Below are 19260 nucleotides of genomic sequence, written 5' to 3'. Positions count from 1 at the left end.
TTGTGAAGATAAAGCATCAATTGGCTATTTTTAATGCGCTAACAAGATTGTTGGTGATTTTAGTTTTGTGGCTAATGTTGCCCATCCTGGTCGAAAATGTTGTTTACAGGCATATTAATAACGGGTTGCTGGAGAAAAAACAAAAATTCATACAGCATTTAGATCAAAATGAGATAAATGATTTTATCGAAAACTCAGATGATTCTACCGAAACCTATTCGCAATTTTCTACCTTACATAGTGAGTTTTTGGTGCTTTCGAAATCGCCGGTAAAAATTGCCAAAAAGAAAGCTGTTTTTACTAATGAATATCGCGTTATAGAAGGTGAGGAGAATGAATATAGAATTTTACAATATCATTTTACTTTTGGCAATCAGGGGTATAATTTAGAAATAGGGAGCAGTCTTGCAGAAATAAATGACCTTACATTTATTATTCGGTTTTTTATTATAATTGTCTTTGTAGTTATCCTGCTGATTACTTTTTTGGCAGATACTTTTTATATCGAATATTTACTGAAGCCCTTCTATAAAATTATTGATACCAAGATAAGGCGTGTCAACGAACCTGAAGCTTTTGATCATACGCCAATAAAAGCGAGATCGAGGGATTTTAGGGAACTCGATTTTGTTTTAAACCAGATGATGGATCGTATTGCGGAGCTTTTTAAAAAAGAAAAACAATTCATTTCGAATGTCTCTCATGAGTTGCTTACGCCTATTGCTTTGCTTAAAAATAAGTTCGAGAATTTGCTTCAAAATGATTCTCTTGATGATAATGCTTTCGATAAAATCGCGGGTTCTTTAAGAACTTTAGATATGCTAAAAAAAATCATCAATAACTTATTGTTGATTTCGCGAATCGAAAACAATCAGTACGAGGCAAATGAAGATGTAAATTTTCATGAGATCATTGCAGATCTTCAGGAGGATTTACAAGATCGAATTGATGATAGGGAAATTCAGTTTCTAAACAAGATGGAACATGATTTTTTCTTTACAGGAAATAAAACACTGATTCATATTTTGATTTATAATCTGGTAACCAATGCAATAAAATACAATAAACCCAACGGAAGCATTATAGTTACAGATGGTTTTTTAGAAAATCGTTATTTTATTTCGATTGCAGATTCCGGTATCGGGATGAATATGGTTCAAATCGAAAATATATTCAACAGGTTTGCCAGAATTAGTTCAGATCAGGAAGGTCAGGGGTTAGGGCTTGCAATTGCTGATAGTATTGCTTCTTTTCATCATATCGAGATAAAAGTTTCTTCTGCTCTAAATGAAGGTACAACCTTTATGTTGTTGTTTCCGGAAGTTTTAAAACATAATTAAACGTTAATTTTTTCAAAGTCGTTCAATCTTCATTTTGTCTTCATTTAGCGTATATATCTTTGAGGCATAATAAATGAAAATAATAATAATCATAAAAACTTCAATCATGAAAAAATTAGTAATGTTAGCAGTAGCTGTTTTAGGAACAACTGCAATGGTAAGTGCTCAAACAACTCCAGCGCAAACAACTCCGGCAAAAGAAGCAAAAGCTCCTAAAAAAGAGAAAAAAGCAGACAAAAAAGCAAAAAAAGCGGAAGTAAAAGCAGAGGCAGCAAAGCCAGAAGCTAAAAAATAAAACAATACTGGTTTGATGTAAACCGTGTTGTGGATTATAAAGGTTTTAAAAAATTTGGTAGAGAAAAAGCTGGTAGAGAAATCTATCAGCTTTTTGTTATTTGAGTTAAATTTTTGATAATAAAAAGCAATAGAAATTTCATTCTTTGTTACTTTGCTTAAAACTATTAATAATGATCATTCGTTTTATAATTCTATGTGCTCTTTTTTTATTTATTGAGTTCTATTCTTATCAGGCCTTTCGTACTTTAGTTAAACTAAGATGGGTTTTGATTAGTTATCAAATTATAAGTTTACTGCTTTTAATTTTTATCATTTACTCTTTTTCGCAATTTGATCGTTCTGTTGGGCAAACCAAGCAAACCATGTTTACAATGGGGTTGATGTTATTGGTTTATGTGCCAAAAATAGTTTTGACACTTGTGATGTTTGGAGAAGATATTTTGAGAATAGGGGCAAGCATCCTGAATTATTTCATGTATAACACACCTCGTTCGGAGATGATGCCAAACAGGCGAAAGTTTGTTAGTCAGATAGCATTAGGTTTGGCTGCCGTTCCTTTTTTATCGCTGATTTACGGAATTTTTGAAGGTAAATATAATTTTAAGGTTTTCAGGCAGACGATTTATTTTCCTGATTTGCCGGATGCTTTTGATGGATTTAAAATTACTCAGATTTCAGATGTTCACAGCGGAAGTTTTGATAATCCGGATAAAATAAATTATGCTATTGATTTGATTAATGAGCAGGAAGCGGATATGATTTTATTTACCGGAGATATTGTAAATACTCATGCTAAAGAAATGCATCCGTGGTTAGGGACTTTCAACAGAATAAAAGAGTATAAATATGGGAAGTTTTCAGTTTTAGGGAATCATGATTACGGAGAATATGTAACCTGGCCTTCTGAAAAAGAAAAAGATGAAAACTTTAAAGAAATTAAGAATCTTTACGGACAAATAGGATTTGAACTTTTGCTTAACGAGCATACTTATATTCAAAAAGGCGATGATAAAATTGCACTTATTGGAGTAGAGAATTGGGGGCATAATTTTAAAAAGGCAGGAGATTTAAACAAAGCGTCTCAAAACGTACATCAGGACGATTTTAAAGTATTAATGAGTCATGATCCGAGTCATTGGGAATATGAGATTAAAAATCATCCTAAAAACTTTCATTTGACTTTGGCAGGCCATACACATGGTATGCAGTTTGGAATTGAGATTCCGGGATATTTTAAATGGAGTCTGGCGCAGTACATCTATAAACAATGGGCAGGATTATACGAAAACCTTGGCCGATACGTTTATGTAAATCGCGGATTTGGTTTTCATGCTTATCCGGGACGAGTAGGTATCATGCCTGAAATAACAGTGATTGAACTAAAAAAAGGGAACAATGTGGCTTAATTCGTTAAAAATGCTACATTTGTATATAATTATCTCTTTTTAACAGAATAAAAAAGAATTAAATTTTTGGTTTTATGTCAAAATTTGGAGAACTTATAAATGCTCAGGTTCCGGTGTTAATTGATTTTTACACCGATTGGAACGAATCATCTGTATCGATGCATCCTGTTATTAAGGATGTTGCGGCTGCACTAGGCGATAAAGCCAAAGTGATTAAAATTGATGTAGATAAAAATCAGGAATTAGCAGAAGCCTTACGTATAAAAGGATTACCTACTTTAATGATTTATAAAGAAGGGCAAATGATCTGGAGACAATCAGGCGAACTTGATGCAAATACCATTATCGGAATTGTCCAGGAACAATTCAATCAATAAAATACTACTTTTTGTTTGATGTTATTTAGTGAATAATATCAAATGTATAGCCGTTTTCCTTTAAAAAGTGTAACGTTTTAGGTAGGGCAAATTTTAAATTAGGCGAAGCTTTTATGCTGTCGTGAAATACAATTACACTTCCTGATTTTACATTTTTAGTAACGTTTTCAAGGCATTTTTCAGGAGTAATGCTCTGGTCAAAATCAGCGCTCAAAACGTCCCACATAATAATCTTGTAGCCCAGTTTTCTTAGAATTTTAGATTGTGCTTTTTTAATCTTCCCGTAAGGCGGGCGAAATATCATGTTGCATGTTTTTTCTTCTTCTAAAACAGCAGCACAATTCTTAACGTTTTCAATATAATCGTCATTGTTGCTTTTCCATCCATTTACATGGTTCATGGTGTGGTTTCCTATAGCATGTCCGTCTGTGAGTAGTTTTTCAAATAAAGCTAAATTGGCTTTTATGTTTTTTCCTATGCAAAAGAAAGTAGCCTTTGCATCAAACTTTTTCAATTCAGATAAAACCCAGTCCGTAATCTCCGGAGTTGGGCCATCATCAAAGGTGAGGTATATTTTCTTTTCGTTGTTTGGAATGTCCCAACAGTACTTAGAAAATACCCTTTTTATGAATGAATTTGTTTTTACCCAATAAAAGCTCATTTTAATTTGTTTTACAGATATGTAAAAATAAAAAATGCAGCGCTATTTATCAAATCGCGCTGCATTTTTTTAATTGCTATGTTTTTCGTATATTATTATTCTTTTTCTCTTCCAAAACGTTCAAAAACATTTACATAAGTATTAAATGTTACTTTGTGTTTCTCATAGAAAGCAAGATCTTTATTTTCTTTCATCACTTGTAATAAGCTTCTGTAACGCTCAATATCTGTAATGATATCAATAGCTAGGTCAGTTTGGTCGTTAGGTGTTAAGGTGGCATAATAGTTTAGTTCTTCTTTGTATTTCTGAACTAGTTTATTAAGCAAATCATGTGCTTTTGCCGTTTCGCCCACTTTATAATATCCTCCTGCAAATGGTTCGACTAATGAGTAATATCCAAATTTATCCAACGGCATTTTTGTTATTGCCAGGTTGATAATGTTTTTTGCTTTATCAATTTTGCCTTCTGCAATAAGTTGGTTCATCAAACGTGACAAGTTTGTACGGTATGTAATACTGTTTCTTCTGGTTTCAGGATCATGGTAAATGTTACCATTGCTATTTCCCCAATCCCATTTCATTACAATGTCGTACATTTTATCAGCGTCGATTTGTCCCATATCCATTGGTCCGCCATCTTTCGAAGGTTTGTTTCTAATAGGAACTAATTTGTACACCATTCCGTCTAGTTGCAGATAATCTTTGAGCCATAAATAATCTTCATCGTCAAAAGCACCTCCACTAAAATAAATTGGTCTTTTCCAGTTGTTATTCGCTAAGATATCCAGCATCATTAAGCGGTTTTTGTATAAAGCACTTCCTTTAATGTCAATGTCCATGTAAGGAACGATTGAATCGTTGTATTTAGGATTGACAACTTTATTTTTGATGATGGCATCTTTATCAACGTTAATTCTGATTTTATTTGTTGGATAAAAATGAATTGTTTGTCCGTTTTGTAAACCTACAGTAGATTTTGGATTCTTGATAAAATCAATAAAATCAGTGATGTTCCAACGTGTTTCAATTTTAGGAATATGAGCAACATAATCTAAATTATCTCCTACATATTGATCGTGTGTGAAAGATATCGGTAAAGGATCAGACTCGTATGCTTTAGCTTTCATTTGATCAATATACCAATCTGTCATAAATAAACTCGTATTTACGATTTTCACATCGGTTCTAATGCCTTCAATTTCCTGTGCATACCATAACGGGAACGTGTCGTTGTCTCCAATAGTAAATAAAATAGCGTTTTTATCACAAGAATTCAAATAAGCTTTTGCCATTGCAACAGCAGTATATTTTCCTGATCTGTCGTGATCATCCCAGTTTTGAGCTGCCATTAAAACAGGAGCTGCTAATAAACTTGCGGCGATGATAACCGGGCCTGCAATTTTAGGAGCAATGTATTTTTGAATGGTTTCATAGAGTGAATAAACTCCAAAGCCTATCCAGATCGCAAATACATAAAAAGATCCTACAAGAGCATAATCTCTTTCTCGAGGTTCAAAAGGTCTTTCGTTCAGGTATATTTTTAATGCAATTCCTGTAAATAAGAATAACGCCAGAAGCACATAAAAACTCTTAAGGTCTTTGTTGGCATGATACATTAATCCAATAAGGCCTAAAATAAATGGTAAGAAGAAATAAACGTTTCTTCCTTTGTTGTTTAAAACGTCTGATGGTAAATTGTCTTGAGAACCAAGGTGTAAAGAATCAAGGGCTTTGATTCCGCTAATCCAGTTTCCGTCAAGATTGTCGTATTTCCCCTGAACATCACTTTGGCGCCCGACGAAATTCCACATTAAATATCTCCAGTACATATATCCAAATTGGTATTCGAACATGAAACTGAAGTTATCCACAGTAGTTGGTTTTTCGATAATTAAATAATCGCCATAGCTTTTTAAGAATTTAACGTAACCTTCGTTGTCAATTTGTTTTTGAGCATATGCATTTCTGAATTCAGAAATTGTTTTTTCAACTTCATTACGCAATTGTGCCGTAGCTTTATTGTATTCCTCTTCGCTTAATTGGCTTGCGTCAATTCCGTATTTTCCTAAATCCTGTTCGTAATCGTAGTTAGGATTTATTTTGAATTTAGGAGGATTTGTAAAACTGATATAGTTTTGAATGTGTCCTGTTTCAGTACTCCACATTCTTGGCAAAATCGCTTTTTGATTGTCGTCTGAATTTTGACTAGCGTTTTTATAATTATTGGTAATAATATATTTACCGGTTTTATAATCTCTTTCGTAGTTAGGTTTTTTGTCTGAGTACGGGTTTTTCGCATCAAGTCCTGCAAAAACTTCTGTGTATTGAGGTCCGTAAAATAAAGGATTTACACCATATTGTTCACGATTGTAGTATGCTAAAACTTCGGCAGCATCTGATGGTTTGTTCTCGTTAATTACAGGATTTGCATTAGCACGAACCGGTAACATCATCCAGGTTGAGAAACCTATAAAGATAAATAAGATGCAAAGAATTATAGTGTTGTAGAAAACTAATCCTTTTTGTTTGGTGTATTTTAATCCAAAATAAAAGAATGCAATTAAAACTAATGCTACAAATAAAGTTCCTGAGTTAAATGGTAATCCAATGCTGTTTACCATGAAAACCTCAGTATCTGCAAATGCTTCCATAGTTAATGGTAAAAGCAATTTGAAGATGAATAATAAAATACCAATTACCACTACATTGGCGATAAGAAAGTTTTTGATGGTAACTTTTTCGTAATGTTTAAAGTAGTAAAGAAAACCTATTGAAGGAATGGTTAGTAAAGCCATAAAGTGAACTCCAAATGAAAGTCCTACAACTAGTGATATCACTAACAACCATTTGTTTCCTTTTGGTTTATCCATGTCTTGCTCCCAACGAAGACCAAGCCAGAAAAGTAATGCAATCAATAAAGAAGCCATGGCATAAACTTCGGCTTCAACGGCATTAAACCAGAAACTATCAGAGAAAGTATAGGCTAGGGCTCCGACAAAAGAACTTCCTAATATTACAATAGAATTGTTTTGATTAATTTCTGAAAAGCGTTCTATAATCTTTTTTAAAATCATAGATGAAGACCAAAACATAAAAAGGATAGTGAAAGCACTTGAGAAAACAGACATCATATTTACCATTACAGCGACATGTTGTGCATCTATAGCAAACATGGCAAAAAATGCGCCCATCATCTGGAATAAAGGAGCCCCTGGTGGGTGACCAACTTCTAGTTTAGCTGCTGTGGCAATATATTCGCCACAATCCCAGAAGCTCATCGTTGGTTCAACAGTTAATGTATAGGTAGTTAAAGCGATTGCAAATGCAAACCAACCAATAATTGTATTCCATTTATTGAAATTGAATTGTGCCATATTTAGGTGTTATAATTATGTGTATTTTCTATCTTACAAAGAAAATGTTTTTTTGTTGAAAGAGAAGAGCATTAACATAAAATTCTACAAAAGTATTTGTTTGAAGTAATGCGTTGTTTGTGAAATACTTGTGAAATCATTATGAGTTGAAGAGAAAGAAAAATGAAAAAAAATGATTTTTTTTACTGAAAAAGTTTGTGCAAACTAAAAAAAGCTCTAAATTTGCACTCGCTTAACAGCAACGCTGGTCTATGGTGTAATGGTAACACAACTGTTTTTGGTGCAGTCTTTCAAGGTTCGAGTCCTTGTAGACCAACATAAAAAGCCTCTCAACCGAGAGGCTTTTTTATTCAAAAAAAAGTTGTGCAAACTAAAAAAAGCTTTAAATTTGCATTCGCGTAAGCATTCTTACTGGTCTATGGTGTAATGGTAACACAACTGTTTTTGGTGCAGTCTTTCAAGGTTCGAGTCCTTGTAGACCAACATAAAAGCCTCTCAATTGAGAGGCTTTTTTTATGGGATAAATTTTTTTAAAATCCCAATTTTTAAAATCCCAATTTTGAAAATTCCAAATCCTAAATTTCAAATTTCAAATTCTGGAATAGATAGGGAATAGGTAAATATTGTAAAATTGTGTTTTATCTGTAGTCTGAGGTTTTAAACTTGGAGACAAGGATTGTGATGGTTTCTAAATTCATACAGTGTGGAATTTGACCCGATAGCGATAGCGAACAGGCGAAGCATTTTTTAAATTTGGAATTTTATTTCAATTGTTATTTAGAAAATAAAGAAGACGGAACAATACCAAATTTCTTTTTAAATGAAAATGAAAAATGAGACAAGTCTTCAAAGCCTACTCCAATATAAACTTCGGATGGCGATTTCCCCTGGTTAATTAAATAATAAGCTTCTTGTAATCTTTTGTTGAGTAACCATTTTCCGGGTGTTTCCTGAAATACTTTTTGAAAATCTCTTTTAAAAGTAGCTAAACTTCTACCTGTGAGATAAGCAAAACGAGTAAGGTGTACATTAAAATGGAAGTTCTTGTTCATGAATGCTTCAAGATCAATTTTGCCGGGCTCATTAAAATCGAATAAAATATCTTTCAGTTCTGGATTTACTTTAAGCAAAAGATGTACGGCTTCTTTTATTTTTAAATTAAATAAAGCTTCATTTTTTTCCTGTTCAACTTCAAGATAAGAGATCAGGGACTTCATAAAAGATTTGTAAAGCGGATTTGGAGCTAATGAAAGCATGGCTTCAGAATCGGATCTTTTGTTTATTTTGAAATTGTATTCGGCACTTATTTCACGTAAGATTTCCTGATCTAAGAAAAGGGATATTGTTTTGAATTCTCCTCCTTCGGGCGGAATTTTGACGAATTTTGCTAAATGATTTCTTCTGCTAAAACGAAAATCACCTTCTTTTGAAATGTAATTATTCTTGCTATCGGAAGCGATCATTTCTCCTGAAATTTGGTAGCTAAATACATGTTCCGGTATAAAATTCTCTCCTTCTCGGCTACGCGAATAATAGCAGGAATAGAGTATTTGAGGTTTTGTAGTTGATTTTGCTGTCATAACGTAAAGTTAATAAAAGATCCGGAAATCTTTATCAAAGAAGATTTTCCGGATCCGGGATTATTTATCGAATTAATGCTTTTGGTTCAAGATAAGCCTCAAGGCCTATTGTTCCAAATTCCCTACCTATTCCGGATTGTTTAAATCCTCCAAACGGAGCCATAGGATCATGTCCGATTCCGTTTATTTGCACACGTCCGGCATTTATTTGTGAGGCAACTTTGTGCGCTCTTTTTTCATCTGAGGAGCTTACATAAGCTTGTAGTCCGTATGTCGTGTCATTCGCGATTTCTATTGCTTCTTCTTCGGTTTTGTATGTTATAATAGACAAAACAGGTCCGAAAATTTCTTCTCTTGCAATTCGCATTTGATTGTTTACGTTTACAAAAACAGTTGGTTTTACAAAGTTTCCTTTTTCTAATCCTTCAGGCTTTCCTAATCCTCCAATTAAAACTTCGGCACCTTCGTCAATACCTGTCTGAATGTAGTTTTGAACGCGTTCGTATTGTTTTGTGCTGACCATTGGTCCAACTGCTGTTGTTTTGTTTTTTGGATCACCAACAATGGTGTTAGAGAGTACTTCTTTTATTATTTTTTTGACATCTTCAAGGCGGTTTTCAGGAACTAATAATCTAGTTCCGGCAATACACGCTTGTCCGCTATTCATATAAGCGGAGATGATAGCAAGCGGAATTGCTTCTGAAAAATTAGCATCGTCGAGAATGATATTAGGAGATTTTCCGCCAAGCTCCAGTGTGACTCTTTTCATAGTGTTTACAGCTTCTTTTGCGATAATTTTTCCAACATTGGTGGATCCGGTAAATGAGATCTTGGAAATATCGGGATTGCGGCTTATTTCTGCTCCAACTATTTCGCCTAATCCGTTAACGATATTAAAAACCCCTTTTGGTAATCCTGCTTCGTGAAGACATTCTGTAATTAATTGTGTTTGCTGGGCGCTCATTTCGCTTGGTTTTATTACAGTCGTACATCCTGCTGCAATTGCGGTGGATAATTTGCTGCAGATAAAACCATTGCTCGAATTCCACGGAATAATGATACCAACAACGCCAAGAGGTGTCATTTGAACTTCAGATTTCCCCATTGTTTTGGTGAAATCATAGGTGTTTAATAAGTTGATTACGGACTCAAAACCTTTTAGTATATAATCATAGCTAATTGTTGCAAATTGTTTTGTTCCTCCGTACTCTTCAATCATTACGCTAATAAATTCTTCTTTTCTTTTTTCGATAGAAGTCTGAATGTTTTGTAAGTATTGAATTCTTTCTGCTGTTGTGGTTTTAGAAAAAGTCTTAAAAGCTTCTTTTGCTGCTGCTATAGCTTTTTGTGTGTCTTTTTGATTTCCCAAAAGTACTTTTCCCAGTTGTTCGTTTGTTGTAGGGCTTATTAAGTTAAAATATTCAGTCCCTTCCGGAGTAATAAATTCTCCGTTAATGTAAATCTTGTCTATTGTTTTCATGTTGTATTATTTATGATTTTTATTTGACAAAGATCTGGATTAAGAATGCTGTTGACTTTGTTGGAAAGCTCAAAGTAACTTTGTTTAAAAGCTCATAAAAAAAGTCGTTTTTATAAAGAATAGAAGTAGGTGCGCAAAAAAAAAGCCTCTCGATTTGAGAGGCTCCTGGGTGAGATATGTTAATTTTTAAATTTTAAATGTTATTACGGGTCTTACGGCGTGATTTACTAAGCCTTCGCTGATGCTTCCGTTAAAAAAGTGAGCGAAACCGGTTCTTCCGTGGGTGCACATTCCAATAATATCTGCGTTTATGCTGTTGGAGAAATTAATGATTCCTTTTTCGATATTGGTGTCGTTGTAAATATGTGTTTGATAATTGGTTAGGTTATATTCGGATGTAAAATCAGTCATGGCTTTTTCTGCTGCATGAGTTGGTTTAAAACTGTTGGGTGTGCAAATTGTAACCAGATGTATTTTTGCTTCAAAAAGTTTGCTCAGGTTTACGAATTTTTCAAAGGGTTTTTTGATTTCATGAGAAAAATCTGACGCGAAAACAATATTTGATGCATTAAAATTTGTGATGTCTTTTTTGATCACTAAAACCGGGATTTCTGAGTTACGAACTACTTTTTCGGTGTTAGAACCAATTAGTAATTCTTCAATTCCAGATGAGCCGTGCGATCCCATAACAATTAAATCTATGTCATAATCTTTGCTGACTTGTGAGATACCATGGATGGGTTTGTCCATTTTTACAATTTCGGTGATCGAAATGCCGTCTAAATACGGTCTTGATGAGACTTCGTCAAGCATTTCGTTGGCTTTTTTCATAAAAAGCATCGTTTCAGGAATACTTGCTCCTCCTAATACAGCATCGTTCATTTGGCTTGGCAGTTCAAGCATGTGTAAAACGATAATTTCAGAATTGTTTTTTTTGGCAATTTGTGCAGCGACTTTTAAGGCATTTTCTGCATGTTCAGAGAAGTCGGTAGGTACTAGAATTCGTTTCATAGTTTTTTGGGTTAAGTAATGTGAAATTCTGTTGTTTTAATGCTATAATAAAGATAAGAAATATTTTTAGAGCAATCTATTTATTTTGATTTATAAAAAAAACACTATATTTGCACCGTTATTTATTAAAATCTAAATAATGAGGGGACTAAGTGTCCCCTCTTTTTATAAAATTATGACATTTAAAGAAAAAGTAAACGGATTAATAGCAGAGGCTCTTTTAGAAAAGCCCTCAATCTTTTTGATTGATCTGGCTATCTCAGACTCTTTCAAGATTAGTGTAGGTTTAGACGGGGATAATGGAGTGGCGTTGCAGGATTGTATTGACATTAGTCGTGCAATCGAGAATAATCTGGATCGTGAAGAACAGGATTTTTCGCTTGAAGTAGCATCGGTTGGAGTAGGATCGCCATTGAAAATGACAAGACAATACATGAAAAATATTGGTAGAACATTGATTGTTACTACAAATAATGAAAAAATTGAAGCAGAATTAGTAGAAGCTAACGATGTTTTTATAATTTTGTCTTGGAAGGCAAGAGAACCGAAAAAAGTAGGAAAAGGAAAAGAAACAGTTCAAAAAGAGCAACAAATACCTTATACAGAAATTAAAGAGGCAATTGTTACAGTAACATTTTAATTAAAGAATTCGCATGGAAAATTTAGCATTAATCGATTCATTCTCAGAGTTTAAAGATAATAAACTTATTGATCGTGTAACGCTTATGGCAATTTTAGAGGACGTGTTTAGAAATGCATTAAAGAAAAAATACGGTTCTGATGATAACTTCGATATTATCATAAATCCTGATAAAGGAGATATGGAGATATGGAGACGAAGAGTAATTGTTGCTGACGAAGATCTTGATTTTGAGAACGAAGAAATTACTTTGACTGAAGCAAGAATGATCGAAGCGGATTTTGAAATTGGAGAAGAAGTTTCTGAAGAGGTTAAATTGATTGATTTAGGAAGAAGAGCTATTTTAGCTTTACGCCAAAATCTTATATCTAAAATTCACGAACACGATAATACTAATCTTTATAAACAATTTAAAGATATTATTGGTGATATTTATACTGCCGAAGTGCACCATGTTCGCCCAAGAGTTGTAATTTTGGTCGATGATGAAGGAAATGAAATTGTGCTTCCAAAAGAAAAACAAATTCCATCTGACTTTTTTCGTAAAGGAGATAACGTTCGTGGAATCATTGAAAGCGTTGAATTAAAAGGAAATAAACCTCAAATTATCATGTCGAGAACTTCTGAGAAGTTTTTGGAGAAATTATTTGAACAAGAAATTCCTGAAGTATTTGACGGTTTGATTACCGTTAAAAATGTAGTGCGTATTCCAGGTGAAAAGGCAAAAGTAGCGGTAGATTCTTATGATGATAGAATTGATCCTGTTGGAGCTTGTGTGGGTATGAAAGGATCTCGTATTCACGGAATTGTTCGTGAGTTAGGAAACGAAAATATCGACGTAATCAACTATACAAGTAATATTCAATTGTTTATTACAAGAGCATTAAGCCCTGCAAAAGTTTCTTCAATCAAAATTGATGAAGAAAATAAAAGAGCTGAAGTTTTCTTGAAATTAGAAGAAGTTTCTAAAGCAATTGGTAGAGGTGGTCATAATATAAAATTAGCGGGTCAGCTAACTGGCTACGAGCTAGATGTTATCAGAGAAGGTGATGTTGCTAGTGGCGAAGATGATGACGTTGAATTAACTGAGTTTTCAGATGAAATTGAAGGCTGGGTTATCGAAGAATTTGCAAAAATTGGTTTAGATACAGCTAGAAGTATCTTGAAGCAAGAAGTAGAAGATTTAGTAAGAAGAACAGATTTAGAAGAGGAAACGATTCTTGATGTTATGAAAATACTAAAAGAAGAGTTTGATAGCTAGTTATCTGCTCTAACAACACAACGAAAAAGGTAATAATAAAAAGGTTATATGTCTGAAGAGAGAGTAATAAGAATAAACAAGGTTTTAAGGGAATTAAATATTTCGTTAGAAAGAGCTGTTGATTATCTAAAAGATAAGGGGATTGCTATTGATGCAAATCCAAATGCGAAAATTTCTGATAGCGAATTTAATATCCTACAAAGCCAATTTGCGGGCGATAAGGGGAATAAAGAAGCTTCTAAAGAAGTTGGTGAAGAGAAAAGAAAAGAAAAAGAAGCTTTGCGTGTAGAACGTGAAAAGGAAATTGAAGACAAACGCAGACAAGACGAGGAACGCCAAAAGCAACAAGAGATTATAAAAGCGAGAGCTGTTGTAACCGGACCTGTGCAGGTTGGTAAAATTGATTTAAATCCGAAGAAACCTACTGTTGTTTCTCCTCCTGCTGAAGAACCAGTTAAGGTAGAAGAACCAAAAGTTGTTGTTGCTCCAACTCAACCAGAAAAACCTGTTCAGAAAGAAATTGTACAGCCTGAGCCAGTGGTTCCTGTTGTTTCTGAAGAGAAAAAGGTAGAAAAGCCTATTATTACAGAGAAAAAAGAAGTTAAAGAAGTGAAAGCAGAAACTTCAAAAGTAGCTCAGGAACCAGTTGTTTCAACTGACCCTGCAACTGCGGAGGAAACTATCACTACACAATATCAAAAATTATCTGGAACTACTCTTACAGGTCAGACAATTGATTTATCTCAATTTAATAAGCCTAAGAAAAAGAAAGAAGATCCAAAGATAACTCCTAATAAACCAGGAGCTCCGGGAGCCGGAAATAACGCTAATAAAAATAAGCGTAAAAGAATTGCTCCTAAACCGGGAACTCCGGGTGCGCCAAAACCTGCTACAGGTCATGCGCCGGGAACTCCAAATCCTAATAAAATTACACCAAATACTGGTGGTGGAGGTTTTAATGCAAACAGAAGTGCAAGACCAGGTTTTGTAAAAGGAAACCGTCCTGCAATTGTTGCTAAAGTTGAGCCTACTGAAGAGGAAGTAAAAAACCAAATTAGAGAGACTCTTGAAAAGCTTCAGGGTAAAGGTGGAAAATCAAAAGCTGCTAAATACAGAAGAGATAAAAGAGATACGCACCGTCAGAAATCTGATGAAGAGCAAAGAGCAATTGACGAAGGAAGTAAAACTATTAAAGTTACTGAGTTTGTTACTGTAGGTGAAATTGCGATCATGATGGATGTGCCGATTACTAAAGTAATTGGAACTTGTATGTCTCTTGGAATCATGGTTACCATGAACCAACGTTTAGATGCTGAAACATTAACTATTGTAGCAGATGAATTTGGTTACGAAGTTGAGTTTATTACAGTTGATATCGAAGATGCTATTGAAGTAATCGAAGATAAAGAAGAAGATTTAGTAGTTAGAGCACCGATTGTTACTGTAATGGGTCACGTCGATCACGGTAAAACATCTTTACTGGATTATATCCGTAAAGAAAATGTTATCGCAGGTGAGTCTGGAGGTATTACACAGCACATTGGAGCTTATGGAGTAACTTTAGACAATGGTCAAAAAATCGCATTCTTAGATACACCGGGTCACGAGGCGTTTACCGCGATGCGTGCACGTGGAGCTCAGGTTACCGATATTGCTATTATCGTTGTTGCTGCGGATGATGATATCATGCCACAAACAAAAGAAGCAATTTCTCACGCACAAGCTGCGGGAGTACCAATTATATTTGCTATCAATAAAATTGATAAACCAAATGCTAATGTTGAAAAAATTAAAGAGCGTTTGGCTAGTATGAATTTACTTGTTGAAGATTGGGGTGGAAAAATTCAGTCACATGATATTTCTGCAAAAGTAGGAACAGGAGTAAAAGAGTTATTAGAAAAAGTTTTATTAGAAGCTGAAATCTTAGACTTAAAAGCAAATCCAAATAAAGCGGCTCAGGGAACTGTAGTTGAGGCTTTCCTTGATAAAGGAAAAGGATATGTTTCTACAATTTTAGTTCAACAAGGAACATTGAAAATTGGAGATTATATGTTGGCGGGTAAACATCATGGTAAGATTAAAGCTATGCATGATGAAAGAGGGCATACTGTTCTTGAAGCAGGTCCTTCGACTCCGGTATCAGTGTTAGGTTTAGATGGTGCTGCAACTGCAGGTGATAAGTTCAATGTATTTGAAGATGAAAAAGAAGCAAAACAAATTGCATCGAAACGTTCTCAATTAATGCGTGAACAATCTGTACGTACACAACGTCATATTACACTTGATGAAATTGGTCGTCGTATTGCACTTGGTCAGTTTAAAGAATTAAACGTGATCCTTAAAGGAGACGTTGATGGATCTGTTGAAGCATTATCAGATTCGTTCTCTAAACTTTCTACAGAAGAAGTTCAAATTAATATTATCCATAAAGGTGTTGGAGCAATTACTGAAACTGACGTTATGTTGGCTTCTGCTTCTGATGCGATCATTATCGGATTTAACGTTCGTCCTGCTGGAAATGCCAGACAACTTGCAGATAAAGAAGAAATCGATATCCGTTACTACTCTATTATCTACGCTGCTATCGATGACTTGAAGGATGCGATGGAAGGAATGTTAGCTCCAGAGATGAAAGAAGAGATTTTAGGAACTGCTGAGATCCGTGAGATCTTCAAAATTTCTAAAGTAGGTTCAATCGCTGGTTGTATGGTGATGGATGGTAAAATCATGAGAAGTTCTAAAATTAGAGTTATCAGAGAAGGAGTAGTGGTGCATACAGGAGAGCTTGTTGCATTGAAACGTTTCAAAGATGATGTTAAAGAAGTTTCTAAAGGATACGATTGTGGTATTCAGATCAAAGGTTATAATGATATCGAAGAAAGAGATGTTATTGAAGCATACCATGAAGTTGCAATCAAAAAGAAATTGAAATAATATTCAATAATTATATTTTAAAGTCCCAATGAAAATTGGGACTTTTTTTGTGGTTGTTTTTTTTGTGAAATGATATTCCGGGTTAATTTATAATTAAAAAGAAGTGTTTGAATTGTTTCAAATTTTAATGTTATTTTTGATAAAACTATTTTTATATGAAACGATTATTGTACACTGTTGTTATTTTTATAAGTATTTCGAGTCAGTCTTTTTCTCAGGAAGCTGTAGAGAAAAAAGGACCGCCATCAGGTAATGCTGTAGTTGGGGATTATTATGGCGCTGATGTGTCTAAAATAGCTGAAGTAAAGGCGATTTCAGTTAAGGAATTAGAAGGTAAATTACAGCAAGAGAAAAAGGCGGAAAATGTTACTGTAAAAGGAATGGTGACCGATGTTTGCCCGAAAAAAGGATGTTGGGTGACTCTTAAAACAGAGGATGGGACTTCCTTTTTTGTAAAAATGAAAGATTACGCCTTTTTTGTGCCTACTGCATTAAAAGGAAAAAATGTTGTCTTAGAAGGTAATGCCGAGAAAGAAATAACGTCTGTAGAGGAGCTTAAGCATTATGCTAAAGATGCTAAAAAAGCGAAATCAGAGATAGATGCCATTACGGTTCCGAAAGAAGAAATAAGATTCTTGGCAAATGGAATAAAAGTGGTGAACTAGTCAGTTATATTTAAAGCTTCAATGAAAATTGGAGCTTTTTTTATTGGTAAAACTTGGGTTTAGAGAGCTTTTTTTTTAATTTTTGAACGTGAATTTACTAGATATCACAGCAAGGTTACCTGGGGTGTTTTAACTCGTGTGGGGAATATTTGAGTTAATTTTATCTATACAGTGTATGTAGAATATTTGCTTCAGTTTTTTTCTGATAAAAAGGTGTGTTTGTTTGCCATTAGGCAAATAAAAAAGCGAGATAAAATCTCGCTTTTTGTGTGTTTGATAATTGCTTTTTACTTGCCAGGTTTGATTAAAAAAACGCTTTTATATCTTTTTTTGATCTCTGCCAAATTGCGTTCTGCTTCTATTCGCGTTTTAAAATTCCCTACCATTACCTTATAATTTGGTGTATTGAAAATTATTGTTCCGTCTATAGTGTTAAATTCTCTTTTAAAATCCGATAACGTTTTCTTTGCTTCTTCGCTTTTGCCGCTAAAGATTTGAATTTTGTAAGTGTCATTTGTATTTATTGACGTGTTAATTTTTCTTTTATCACTCAATAATTGCTCAAATTTAGGATCTTGATTTACTATTAAATTTTGGTCTTGAGCATGAATATTATATGCTAAAGTGATCATTGTTAATGTTAAGAAAACTCTTTTTGAAGGGGTTAAAATTCTCATAATGTGATGGTTTTTATGCGAAATTACTATTTAAAGTTTGTATATAAAATTTTAATATTATTTAGAATTGATATAAATTGATATTTAAGAGTATTTTAAGGTTTTGAGAATAGTTCATAAGTCGTATTTTTGTGCAAGTTTTAAAAGAAGGTATTAGTTTTTCGTTGATTTGTTATAGAAAAAATCATACCAAAAATTAGTAGATAATTATTATACTATATGAAAAAGGTGGGTAACCATAATTCGATCTCAAGAAAATTATTACTTAGCTTATCGCTAACGTTAATTTTCTCCCTAACTTCATTTGCTCAAGAAGCTGCTGCTCCGGCGGCGCCTGAAGCTGCTGCTCCGGCTGCTGCTGCAGGTGGTGATCCAGTAAAAGGGAAAGAACTTTTTAATGCAAATTGCGCTGCATGTCACAAATTAGATGCTAAGTCAACAGGTCCGGCCCTAAGAGGGGTTGCTGCCAAACATGATATGGCATGGATTTACAAGTGGGTGCATAACAGCTCTGAAATGATTAAATCAGGGGATCCTGTTGCTGTTAAATTATTTGAAGAGCACAACAAGTCAGTAATGACTTCTTTTCCTCAATTATCAACAGGTGATATTGACAACATTATTGCTTATACTTCTGAAGTGAAAGCTGAGCCTGCTGCAGGTGCTCCTGGTGCGGCTACTCCTCCTGGAACTAATGTTGAAGGTGGCGGAATTTCAAATAACATTATTTTAGGAGCTCTTGCTCTTGTAATGGCTATCTTGGTAGTTATGTTGTTCATGGTGAACAAAGTGTTAACGAAAGTAGCAAGTAATAATGGTATTGTAGTTGCTCCAAAAGAAGCTAGGACTCCAATCTGGAAAGCTTTTGCTAAAAACCAATTCCTGGTTTTAGTTACTTCTATATTCTTGCTTTTGGCAAGTGGTTATTTTGTGTATGCGTACTTAATGCAAGTAGGTGTTGATCAAAATTATGAGCCAATTCAGCCAATTCACTATTCTCATAAAATTCACGCTGGTGATAACGAAATCAATTGTAAATATTGTCACTCTGCTGCTCGTGTGAGTAAAAGTGCTGGTATTCCATCTTTGAATGTTTGTATGAACTGTCATAAAAATATTTCTGAAGTTGCTGAAACTACTGCTACTCCTGAGTACAGCAAAGCATTTTACGATGCTCAAATCCAAAAATTATACGATGCTGTTGGCTGGGATAAAGCTAAACAGGAGTATACTGGAAAAACGCAGCCTGTAAAATGGGTTCGTATTCATAATCTTCCTGATTTTGTTTACTTCAACCACTCACAACACGTTAATGTTGCAGGAGTTGAATGTCAAACTTGTCACGGTCCAGTGCAGGAATTTGAGATCATGAAGCAATATTCTAAATTAACAATGGGATGGTGTATTGATTGCCATAGAAAAACTGATGTTAAGATGGAAGGTAATGCTTACTATGATAAAATTCATGCTGAACTTTCTAAAAAATACGGTGTAGAAAAATTGACTGCAGCGCAAATGGGAGGTTTAGAATGCGGTAAATGCCACTATTAATCGAAT

15 protein-coding genes and 2 tRNA genes are annotated in these 19260 nt (G+C 34.2%); 11 read left to right on the top strand and 6 right to left on the bottom strand.

Annotated features, from left to right (window positions below):
• Positions 1-2: 2 nt before the first annotated feature.
• The 4 genes from GIY83_RS16750 to GIY83_RS16735 all read left to right on the top strand — a co-directional run bounded on the left by GIY83_RS16750 (position 3) and on the right by GIY83_RS16735 (position 3420).
• Positions 3-1340, top strand: a complete 1338-nt coding sequence (locus GIY83_RS16750; RefSeq protein WP_229029125.1) for a cell wall metabolism sensor histidine kinase WalK — start codon at positions 3-5, stop codon at positions 1338-1340.
• A gap of 106 nt (positions 1341-1446) precedes the next feature.
• On the top strand, positions 1447-1635 hold the full coding sequence (locus tag GIY83_RS16745; protein ID WP_065448131.1) for a hypothetical protein: 189 nt from the start codon (positions 1447-1449) through the stop codon (positions 1633-1635).
• A gap of 172 nt (positions 1636-1807) precedes the next feature.
• Entirely contained in the window at positions 1808-3043 is a 1236-nt protein-coding gene (locus GIY83_RS16740) for a metallophosphoesterase (protein ID WP_208682562.1), read from the top strand.
• Between the two features lie 74 nt (positions 3044-3117).
• Positions 3118-3420, top strand: a complete 303-nt coding sequence (locus GIY83_RS16735) for a co-chaperone YbbN (RefSeq protein ID WP_026728605.1) — start codon at positions 3118-3120, stop codon at positions 3418-3420.
• 25 nt (positions 3421-3445) lie between these two features.
• On the opposite strand, the gene GIY83_RS16730 is transcribed toward GIY83_RS16735, so the two are convergent.
• Positions 3446-4081 carry a polysaccharide deacetylase family protein gene (locus GIY83_RS16730; protein WP_194616054.1) on the bottom strand — a complete coding sequence of 212 codons (636 nt, stop codon included), beginning with the start codon at positions 4079-4081 and terminating at the stop codon, positions 3446-3448.
• A 95-nt stretch (positions 4082-4176) separates the two neighbouring features.
• Positions 4177-7455 carry a DUF2723 domain-containing protein gene (locus tag GIY83_RS16725; RefSeq protein WP_194616055.1) on the bottom strand — a complete coding sequence of 1093 codons (3279 nt, stop codon included), beginning with the start codon at positions 7453-7455 and terminating at the stop codon, positions 4177-4179.
• 245 nt (positions 7456-7700) lie between these two features.
• Between GIY83_RS16725 and GIY83_RS16720 the strand changes: the two genes are divergently transcribed.
• Together GIY83_RS16720 and GIY83_RS16715 are read left to right on the top strand one after the other, a co-directional pair.
• Positions 7701-7771, top strand: a tRNA-Gln gene (locus tag GIY83_RS16720).
• A 96-nt stretch (positions 7772-7867) separates the two neighbouring features.
• Positions 7868-7938, top strand: a tRNA-Gln gene (locus GIY83_RS16715).
• Between the two features lie 290 nt (positions 7939-8228).
• On the opposite strand, the gene GIY83_RS16710 is transcribed toward GIY83_RS16715, so the two are convergent.
• The 3 genes from GIY83_RS16710 to GIY83_RS16700 all read right to left on the bottom strand — a co-directional run bounded on the left by GIY83_RS16710 (position 8229) and on the right by GIY83_RS16700 (position 11526).
• On the bottom strand, positions 8229-9035 hold the full coding sequence (locus GIY83_RS16710) for an AraC family transcriptional regulator (RefSeq protein ID WP_194616056.1): 807 nt from the start codon (positions 9033-9035) through the stop codon (positions 8229-8231).
• A 64-nt stretch (positions 9036-9099) separates the two neighbouring features.
• Entirely contained in the window at positions 9100-10515 is a 1416-nt protein-coding gene (locus GIY83_RS16705) for an aldehyde dehydrogenase family protein (RefSeq protein WP_208682561.1), read from the bottom strand.
• A gap of 186 nt (positions 10516-10701) precedes the next feature.
• The gene (locus GIY83_RS16700) at positions 10702-11526 is read right to left on the bottom strand and encodes a universal stress protein (RefSeq protein WP_194616058.1); all 825 of its coding nucleotides are present in this window, start codon (positions 11524-11526) and stop codon (positions 10702-10704) included.
• Between the two features lie 175 nt (positions 11527-11701).
• On the opposite strand from GIY83_RS16700, the gene rimP reads away from it, so the two are divergent.
• The 4 genes from rimP (at position 11702) to GIY83_RS16680 (ending at position 17026) form a co-directional block, all read left to right on the top strand.
• Entirely contained in the window at positions 11702-12166 is a 465-nt protein-coding gene (rimP, locus tag GIY83_RS16695) for a ribosome assembly cofactor RimP (RefSeq protein ID WP_194616059.1), read from the top strand.
• Positions 12167-12179: 13 nt separating this feature from the next.
• Positions 12180-13427, top strand: coding sequence for a transcription termination factor NusA (gene nusA, locus GIY83_RS16690; RefSeq protein ID WP_041516381.1), 1248 nt, complete (start codon positions 12180-12182; stop codon positions 13425-13427).
• A gap of 48 nt (positions 13428-13475) precedes the next feature.
• A complete protein-coding gene (infB, locus tag GIY83_RS16685) occupies positions 13476-16361 on the top strand; it encodes a translation initiation factor IF-2 (RefSeq protein WP_194616060.1) in 2886 nt (961 codons plus the stop codon).
• Between the two features lie 155 nt (positions 16362-16516).
• Positions 16517-17026 (top strand): DUF4920 domain-containing protein, encoded by a 510-nt coding sequence (locus tag GIY83_RS16680; protein WP_194616061.1) that lies wholly within the window; start codon positions 16517-16519, stop codon positions 17024-17026.
• 287 nt (positions 17027-17313) lie between these two features.
• Here GIY83_RS16680 and GIY83_RS16675 read toward each other — a convergent pair whose 3' ends face one another.
• Positions 17314-17703: an SPOR domain-containing protein gene (locus GIY83_RS16675; RefSeq protein WP_194616062.1), complete on the bottom strand. Its 390-nt coding sequence runs from the start codon at positions 17701-17703 to the stop codon at positions 17314-17316.
• 219 nt (positions 17704-17922) lie between these two features.
• Between GIY83_RS16675 and GIY83_RS16670 the strand changes: the two genes are divergently transcribed.
• Positions 17923-19254, top strand: a complete 1332-nt coding sequence (locus tag GIY83_RS16670; protein WP_194616063.1) for a c-type cytochrome — start codon at positions 17923-17925, stop codon at positions 19252-19254.
• Positions 19255-19260 lie beyond the last annotated feature (6 nt).

Source organism: Flavobacterium sp. SLB02 (assembly GCF_009664855.1).
GTDB lineage: Bacteria > Bacteroidota > Bacteroidia > Flavobacteriales > Flavobacteriaceae > Flavobacterium.
This window is presented reverse-complemented; position numbering and strand designations above follow the sequence as displayed.

What these genes read in the sequence shown, in the direction of transcription:
- rimP (WP_194616059.1), top strand. Translation starts at nt 11,702, where the DNA reads ATGACATTTAAAGAAAAAGTAAACGGATTAATAGCAGAGGCTCTTTTA.
- GIY83_RS16670 (WP_194616063.1), top strand. Translation starts at nt 17,923, where the DNA reads ATGAAAAAGGTGGGTAACCATAATTCGATCTCAAGAAAATTATTACTT.
- GIY83_RS16680 (WP_194616061.1), top strand. Translation starts at nt 16,517, where the DNA reads ATGAAACGATTATTGTACACTGTTGTTATTTTTATAAGTATTTCGAGT.
- GIY83_RS16745 (WP_065448131.1), top strand. Translation starts at nt 1,447, where the DNA reads ATGAAAAAATTAGTAATGTTAGCAGTAGCTGTTTTAGGAACAACTGCA.
- GIY83_RS16705 (WP_208682561.1), bottom strand. Translation starts at nt 10,515, where the DNA reads ATGAAAACAATAGACAAGATTTACATTAACGGAGAATTTATTACTCCG.
- GIY83_RS16710 (WP_194616056.1), bottom strand. Translation starts at nt 9,035, where the DNA reads ATGACAGCAAAATCAACTACAAAACCTCAAATACTCTATTCCTGCTAT.
- GIY83_RS16740 (WP_208682562.1), top strand. Translation starts at nt 1,808, where the DNA reads ATGATCATTCGTTTTATAATTCTATGTGCTCTTTTTTTATTTATTGAG.
- GIY83_RS16735 (WP_026728605.1), top strand. Translation starts at nt 3,118, where the DNA reads ATGTCAAAATTTGGAGAACTTATAAATGCTCAGGTTCCGGTGTTAATT.
- infB (WP_194616060.1), top strand. Translation starts at nt 13,476, where the DNA reads ATGTCTGAAGAGAGAGTAATAAGAATAAACAAGGTTTTAAGGGAATTA.
- GIY83_RS16725 (WP_194616055.1), bottom strand. Translation starts at nt 7,455, where the DNA reads ATGGCACAATTCAATTTCAATAAATGGAATACAATTATTGGTTGGTTT.
- GIY83_RS16675 (WP_194616062.1), bottom strand. Translation starts at nt 17,703, where the DNA reads ATGAGAATTTTAACCCCTTCAAAAAGAGTTTTCTTAACATTAACAATG.
- GIY83_RS16700 (WP_194616058.1), bottom strand. Translation starts at nt 11,526, where the DNA reads ATGAAACGAATTCTAGTACCTACCGACTTCTCTGAACATGCAGAAAAT.
- nusA (WP_041516381.1), top strand. Translation starts at nt 12,180, where the DNA reads ATGGAAAATTTAGCATTAATCGATTCATTCTCAGAGTTTAAAGATAAT.
- GIY83_RS16730 (WP_194616054.1), bottom strand. Translation starts at nt 4,081, where the DNA reads ATGAGCTTTTATTGGGTAAAAACAAATTCATTCATAAAAAGGGTATTT.